The following is a 7136-nucleotide window of genomic DNA, read 5'->3' as shown; positions in this document are numbered from 1 at the left end:
CTTAAGAACTTTAGATTAATATTTACGGAAATAGGACAAATTTACGCTTGATGAGATATGGATAATAAAATTAAAACTGAAGCCAAAGAGAAGATCCACATACCTTTGCCACGATCTCACAAGGATGGTCACCTGTTTGAGATACACAACAACGTGGTCGATTGGATTAATCAATACCAACATTTTAAAGGAGTGACAAAAAGCATTTCAGAATTGCTTAACCTCATTTCATTGCAAGGCTTTTCTAGCAAAGATGGTATGGTTTCAACCACTGAAATTATTGATGCTACCGATGGACATTTAACCCGAGCAGCTATCCAGCAACGGTTAAGAACGGCGGTCAATATTGGTCTATTCAAACAGTACCCAGTTAAGTTTGATCACGGACTTGCAGGCAAAACGATGCTGCATAAATTTGTCAATCCTTCTCAATTGATTTCTGTATTAGGATCCACCAGTTTACGATCAGAGCAGAGTGATGCTCAAGATCGCCAAAAACGATCAAAAGCATTGGCACAAACTAAGGTAAATCATAGCCTTCTAAATGAGCACGGCTTAGGTACACCCCCTTCGATGAGAGACGAAGCGGAACAATTTGTTGTTTCTCCTACCAACTGGGCTGGTATCATCGATCAAGCGCTAGCTCCACCTAGAACAAGAAAAAGTTATCAGAAGTCCATGGTATCAATTTCAGGGACCAAAGCAGTCATTGAGACACGATCTTCTAAAAACATCATGACAGTTGATGACTTAATGACACTCTTTGCGCTGTTTACACTTACCGTTCAATATCACGATTATCATCAAGAAGAGTACCAAATTCAAAACCGCGTGATGGCAAATAAAACCCCAATTTACATCACCGATATCCTTGCACTTCGTGGTAAAAAAGACAGTGGGCCGGCTAGAGATTCGATTCGTGACAGTATTGACCGCATTGAATACACTGACTTCCAATTGCACGAACTCACTGGTCGATGGCTAAGTGAAAACATGCCTGAAGGGTTTAAGAGTGATCGATTTAGATTCTTAGCAAGAACGATCACTGCATCAGATGAAGCCCCAAGAGAGGGCGATGATGGTGAGATCAAGATAAAACCCAACTTGTATATTCTGGTGTGGGAACCATCATTTTTTGACGAATTATTAACCAAAGATTACTTTTTCTTGTTCCCTCCTGAAATTCTGCGCCAACATACCTTGGTATTTCAGCTCTATACGTTCTTCAGAAGCCGTCTGTCGCGTCGAATGTCTGATTCTATGCTGTTGAGTGAATTAAACCAAAAATTGGCTAGAAACATCGAATGGAGACGTTTTTCGATAGATCTGATCCGTGAACTTAAAAAACTGTCTGAGAAAACGGTTGCTGATACCCTTTTTGCTGTCAACCTTTGGGGTTATCACTTGACGGTAGAACAGTTAGATTCTGATGGAAAACACTCCGATTACCAGATTGATATTCGTTGTGATCCTGAAGAAGTCATTCGCTACTCTCGAGCACGAACGACTAACGCGGGCAAACGTAACATGGCGCCAACCCTACCAAACCCACTACGTAATGAAATCATACCCAGACAGAAATTGGATGAATTGTCAGAGATCATTGATGGTGAATTTGAACCGATTCAGCGTAAAGAGAAAACGGGCAGCAGCCGTTTAGGTCGGCGTGTAAAACAGAGAAAACATTTGGTTGAGATCAACGCGGATGAGCTGACGATCACCCTATCAAAGTATACGTCTGAAGAGGCGCTTCAGCGCAGCATTACGGCTCTTTCTGCAATGACTGGACACCCAGTGTCCGCTATTTTAGAAGAGTGCCGTGGCCTGATTGAGAAACTCGATTGGTTACGTGTCAGCGGTGAGCCAATGACTTATGAAATGTTGAGTCGAACTGTCGAGCTGTATAATGATCAAAAAAGTGGTAAGCACCTCTCAATTGAACGGTTGATTTCAGGACTGGCGGTTAGAAGAAAAATTTGTAAGCAAGTTTTTGAAGGGAATATCAATAAAGATGTCCTTTCTGTCATGGATGAAGTGGCTAGTGAGCACTAACTTACAGTTTTGGGGTTACCGTGAACTGCGAGCGAAATGCTCGCAGTTTTTGCATCTACTCCTTGATCATCTTTCCGATCTAGCAATCAAAATTTAGTGAGACAATATGAGTGTAGAGTTTGTTTTAGGTGGTGCACGTTCTGGAAAAAGTTCTTATGCTGAGAAGCTAGCACAACAGTCATCATTACCCGTAACCTATATTGCTACAGCGACTGGTAACGACGATGAAATGGTGCAACGTATTGCTCACCATCAGGCTTCTCGTCCTGCTAGTTGGCATGTTATTGAAGAGCCACTGCATCTTACATCGGTAATCAAACAGTATGCTCAAAATGGTCAATGTGTGATTGTTGATTGCTTAACCCTCTGGTTGACGAACTGCTTACTCACTGAGGTAATTGATTGGTCACAATATAAAAGGGATTTATTAACTGCCCTTAGTGAGACTGATGGGATGGTAATTCTTGTCTCAAATGAAGTGGGGCAGGGGATCGTTCCACTTGGTGAACTGACAAGACGCTTTGTAGATGAAGCTGGGTGGCTTCACCAACAGATTGCTGAAATAAGTGATCAATTTATCTTTGTTACTGCGGGTATCCCCCAAATATTAAAGCCGACTAAATCTGATAAAAACGAGTAAAATAATGCAGCTATCTACACAAGCCTTGATGGTTCAAGGAACCACATCTGATGCAGGAAAAAGTGTGTTAGTGGCGGGACTTTGCCGGGTGTTAGCGAGAAATGGTATCAATGTCGCTCCTTTCAAACCGCAAAACATGGCATTGAATAGTGCGGTCACCGAGGACGGCGGAGAGATAGGGCGTGCGCAGGCAGTGCAAGCGTATGCGTGTAATATCGAGCCAACAACAGATATGAACCCTGTGTTATTAAAACCCAATTCAGATATTGGCGCGCAAGTGATCATTCATGGCAGAGCTAGGCACGACATGGATGCGATGGCATACCATCAGTATAAACCCTTCTTGATCAATGATGTGATGGATTCATTTGGGCGTCTACAGCAGAAATTTACAACAGTGGTGATTGAAGGAGCGGGGAGCCCAGCGGAGATCAATCTCAGAGAGCATGATATAGCTAATATGGGGTTTGCCGAAGCGGCTGACATCCCAGTGATCATTGTTGCTGATATTGACCGAGGAGGTGTTTTTGCCCACCTTTATGGTACGTTGGCGCTGCTTTCTGCTTCAGAACAACACCGCATCGTTGGTTTTGTTATTAATCGATTCAGAGGTGATATCGCGCTCCTTGAGCCCGGTTTAGAGTGGTTAGAGAAAAAAACGGGCAAGCCTGTGATTGGGGTTATCCCCTATATACACGGCCTAATGCTTGAAGCTGAAGATGCGATTAATATTCATCAAACCTTGGGTGAAGGCGAAAAATTAAAGGTAGTGGTCCCCGTTTTGCCGAGAATCAGTAACCACACAGACTTTGATCCATTGAGAATGCACCCGAATGTTGATCTACAGTTCATTCCTAGAGGTCAACCCTTACCCCCAGCTGACTTGATCATTGTTCCGGGAAGTAAAAGTGTTCGGTCGGATTTGGCGTTTCTTCGATCTCAATTATGGGATAAACAGATTCAGCGTCATGTTCGTCTAGGCGGTAAGGTCATTGGGATCTGCGGTGGTTATCAAATGCTTGGTTCCTTGATCAGTGATCCGTACGGTGTTGAAGGAGAGGTGGGTGAGTCACCAGGATTAGGTTATTTAGAGATCAGCACTGAATTAACACGCAGCAAGCAGCTGAAAAAAGTGCAAGGTGAGCTGAGATTGCTTGGTGCAACACCTGTGCCCATAGAGGGCTATGAAATTCATGCTGGTGAGACTTCTGGTGTGCTCCCCACCTCTGCACCATTATGGCTAAATAAAGGCGCTGAAGGCTCCTTAGATGATGGGAATCAGATATTAGGCAGCTATTTACATGGAATGTTTGAATCAGAACAAGCTTGCACGGCATTATTGAAATGGGCGGGTTTGTGCCATGTGGATCCTGTGAATTTTTCGGCCTTACGAGAAGAAGGGATCAATCAAATCGCGGATGCTATTGAACAGTCACTGGATTTAAAGAAATTATGGCCTGACTTCAAGTTAAATGTTAGCAAAACATAATCTAAATCACATTTCACGTAATAGATGCCGCCATGATCATCTTTCCAACGTATTCATTGACTGCAACCGCTATTTTTCGTGATGCAGTTCACGTCTATTTTCGGTTATTCAAGCAAGAAAATAGGGAGGAATGTCAGCCTGAATTTGACCTAAATCATACTCGAATCAACCGCTACTTTGATAAATAACGACTGGATCACAAAGTGATTAATAGGGGCTTAACAGGGCATCTGGGGTTTGCTAAAAAGGAGCCATCAAACATGAGTGTCTTAGGAGGTCTCTATGTCCATCAACTCAATTGATCATGACGAGATTGGGGTAATTTCATCTCAATACGATATGGAAAAAGAACTATCATCTAAAAAGCTACAAGATAAAGCGAATGCGCGTAGAAGAATCGAAGCGTTAAGAGATATCAAAGATAGTGGACTAACATTAGATGAAGCACGAGAAATGGGTTTAATCCATTGATCCTGATAATAAACTAAAGCACAGGAGTGCTTTAGTTTGTTAATTTACACTGTAAACTGAGGGCAATTAATGCTCTTTTTTTATGACTAAATTTGCCAGTAGCAGTACCGTTACTGGTAGAATTGACACCATTAACATCCACTCCCAGCCCTTCGAATAAAGCACAACCCCTGCACCTAGAGATCCCGAAGCTTGAAAAGCAGTGATCGAAAAATCATTTATGGCTTGGACTTTGAAACGCTCGCCAGCACGATATGTCTGTGCCAATAGTGTCGTACCGCAGATAAACATGAAGTTCCAACCAATACCAAGCAATACCAAAGAGACCCAATAGTTATGAAGAGTATGACCCATTAGTCCCAATCCAATACAAGCAAGCATGATGAGGCTTCCGAGGGATATCAGTCGATATAACCCGATGTATCGGATTAAAAGTGCAGTAAACAGTGAGGGAAGATACATAGCAAGTACGTGACTCTGTATGACCCATTTAGCACTTTGAATATCATGTCCGTGATGTTGCATGGCGAGTGGTGTTGCTGTCATAAGAAAGGCCATTACAGCATAAGCGGTGATACCAGAGGCCAATGCAAGCCATAACAATCTCTGCTTGAAAATAAGGTTCAATGGCCTTGATGGTGAACGATCTTGTTGCTCACTATTAATGGCAAGTGGTTTCATAAACAGCCATAACAAGGTTGCTCCAATAACCTCAATAAGGGCCAAAGCAACATAAGCGTTGGCAAATTTATCAGAAAATAAGGGAATGAACTGACCAATATTGAGCAGTTCAGGGCCCACAATCGCAGCAGATATTCCTCCAAGCAATACGACACTGACGGCACTGGCATGCTGGTTATTCTGTTGGCAGCTTTCAATTGCTGCAAATCGATATTGGCCAACAAACGAGAGCTGTGTACCGAGTAGAAAACAGCAAATCACATAACCAAGGAATGAACTTTGCTCGATGTAATAACCAGCGAATAAAGCAAACATAGCGCTGAGTAATGCCGCTAGGGTAAAAGCGTGTTTACGACCTATCTGTTGTTGAATTTTTGCCGATGGGAAAATAAAGAGAGAGACCCCAAGAATTAAAGCGGTAACTGGCAGTGTCACCCACTCACTGTTGTCTGTAAGTTGAGTGCCAATAATCCCCCCCAAAAAAACATTCATTGCTGCAACGGATAACACAAAAGGTTGAACTAAGGCTAAAAGCCATACGTTCCAAGGAAGTGAGCGTGAAGGTGTTGGCTGGCTCATAATAATACCAAATAGAGAGGGGTAAACATTGAAACATAAAAGAGCAATAAATCATATGGCTACAAATGGTTACGTCAGCTTTGTATTTAAACGCAGAGTTGTTATAGTTTGACCACTTCGAATTAACAGTAGAGTCACCTATGAATTTATCTTTATTACCGCCAGATGAAAAAAATAGAATCGAGCTGGATAAACAAGCGGCTTATGCGGTTTGGCAGGTAAAAAATGGTAAGGCAGGTTATGAGTTGTTTGCCCTTGAAGCAGGCAAAATTTCACACGAGCATGAGTGTGAGTTATTTAAGCAAAGTGTTGAAAAATACAAAAGAAAAATGGGCGTTCAGTAAGGTTAATTGATTTAAGATCAAATTTGTTTAAACAAAGCGCTCACTATCAACGGCAATACTAGCCGAGTTAGCACTGAATTTGATAGAATCGCCCGCATAACGATACACAGACAAAATAAGAGAGTATTCAGATGGGAAGAAAGTTTGAAGTGCGCAAAGCCTCGATGGCGAAAACCCAAGGCGCAAAAATCAAAGTGTATTCTAGATATGGCAAAGAAATTTACGTATGTGCTAAAAATGGTGGTATTGACCCAGATACCAACCTATCACTTCGTCACCTTATCTCGAAAGCAAAAAAAGACAACGTGCCAGTGCATGTTATCGATAAAGCTCTAGATAAAGCGAGTGGTGGTGGCGGTGAAGATTATGAACCGGCACGCTACGAAGGTTTTGGCCCTGGTGGTTGTAGCGTTATTGTTGACTGCTTAACAGACAATGGCAATCGTACCTTCCAAGATGTTCGTCAGTGCTTTGTTAAAAACTATGCGAAAATTGGTGGTCCAGGTGCAGTGTCGCACATGTTTGATCATCAAGCAGTCTTTCAGTTCAAAGGCAACGATGAAGAAGCGATTTTAGAGTTACTTATGATGGCGGATGTTGATGTCAGTGATATTGAGCTTGAAGAGGGTGAAATTACCGTCTATGCCCCTCACACAGAGTTCTTTAAAGTGAAGAGTACCCTCTCTGCTGAGTTCGACGGCATTGAATTTGATGTTGAAGAGATCACGTTTGTCCCTCAAAACATGACAGAAGTGACCGGTGATGATGTTGCTCAGTTCGAGAAGTTTTTGGACATGCTAGAAGATTGTGATGATGTACAGCAGGTGTATCATAACGCTGAGATTGCCTAGTCGATTTGATTGACAGCAAACAGTAAAAA

7 protein-coding genes are annotated in these 7136 nt (G+C 42.3%); 6 read left to right on the top strand and 1 reads right to left on the bottom strand.

Annotated elements, in window-relative coordinates:
* Window positions 1-57 precede the first annotated feature (57 nt).
* The 4 genes from L4C32_RS15055 (at window position 58) to L4C32_RS15040 (ending at window position 4652) form a co-directional block, all read left to right on the top strand.
* Entirely contained in the window at window positions 58-2052 is a 1995-nt protein-coding gene (locus tag L4C32_RS15055; protein WP_428197712.1) for a replication initiator protein RctB domain-containing protein, read from the top strand.
* Window positions 2053-2158: 106 nt separating this feature from the next.
* Window positions 2159-2692: a bifunctional adenosylcobinamide kinase/adenosylcobinamide-phosphate guanylyltransferase gene (gene cobU / locus L4C32_RS15050; protein ID WP_428197711.1), complete on the top strand. Its 534-nt coding sequence runs from the start codon at window positions 2159-2161 to the stop codon at window positions 2690-2692.
* 4 nt (window positions 2693-2696) lie between these two features.
* Window positions 2697-4181 carry a cobyric acid synthase gene (locus L4C32_RS15045; RefSeq protein WP_428197710.1) on the top strand — a complete coding sequence of 495 codons (1485 nt, stop codon included), beginning with the start codon at window positions 2697-2699 and terminating at the stop codon, window positions 4179-4181.
* Between the two features lie 282 nt (window positions 4182-4463).
* A complete protein-coding gene (locus L4C32_RS15040) occupies window positions 4464-4652 on the top strand; it encodes a hypothetical protein (RefSeq protein WP_428197709.1) in 189 nt (62 codons plus the stop codon).
* A gap of 66 nt (window positions 4653-4718) precedes the next feature.
* Here the strand turns inward: L4C32_RS15040 and L4C32_RS15035 are convergent, their stop codons facing one another.
* The gene (locus tag L4C32_RS15035; RefSeq protein WP_428197708.1) at window positions 4719-5912 is read right to left on the bottom strand and encodes an MFS transporter; all 1194 of its coding nucleotides are present in this window, start codon (window positions 5910-5912) and stop codon (window positions 4719-4721) included.
* Between the two features lie 140 nt (window positions 5913-6052).
* Between L4C32_RS15035 and L4C32_RS15030 the strand changes: the two genes are divergently transcribed.
* Window positions 6053-6256, top strand: coding sequence for a DUF3283 family protein (locus L4C32_RS15030; protein ID WP_428197707.1), 204 nt, complete (start codon window positions 6053-6055; stop codon window positions 6254-6256).
* Between the two features lie 131 nt (window positions 6257-6387).
* Window positions 6388-7107 carry a YebC/PmpR family DNA-binding transcriptional regulator gene (locus tag L4C32_RS15025; RefSeq protein ID WP_428197706.1) on the top strand — a complete coding sequence of 240 codons (720 nt, stop codon included), beginning with the start codon at window positions 6388-6390 and terminating at the stop codon, window positions 7105-7107.
* Window positions 7108-7136: the final 29 nt, after the last annotated feature.

Origin of the sequence: Aliivibrio kagoshimensis, from assembly GCF_050337105.1 — a bacterium.
Classification (GTDB): domain Bacteria; phylum Pseudomonadota; class Gammaproteobacteria; order Enterobacterales; family Vibrionaceae; genus Aliivibrio_A; species Aliivibrio_A kagoshimensis.
Note: the sequence above shows the minus strand (reverse complement) of the source record. Positions and strands in the feature narration are given on the sequence as shown.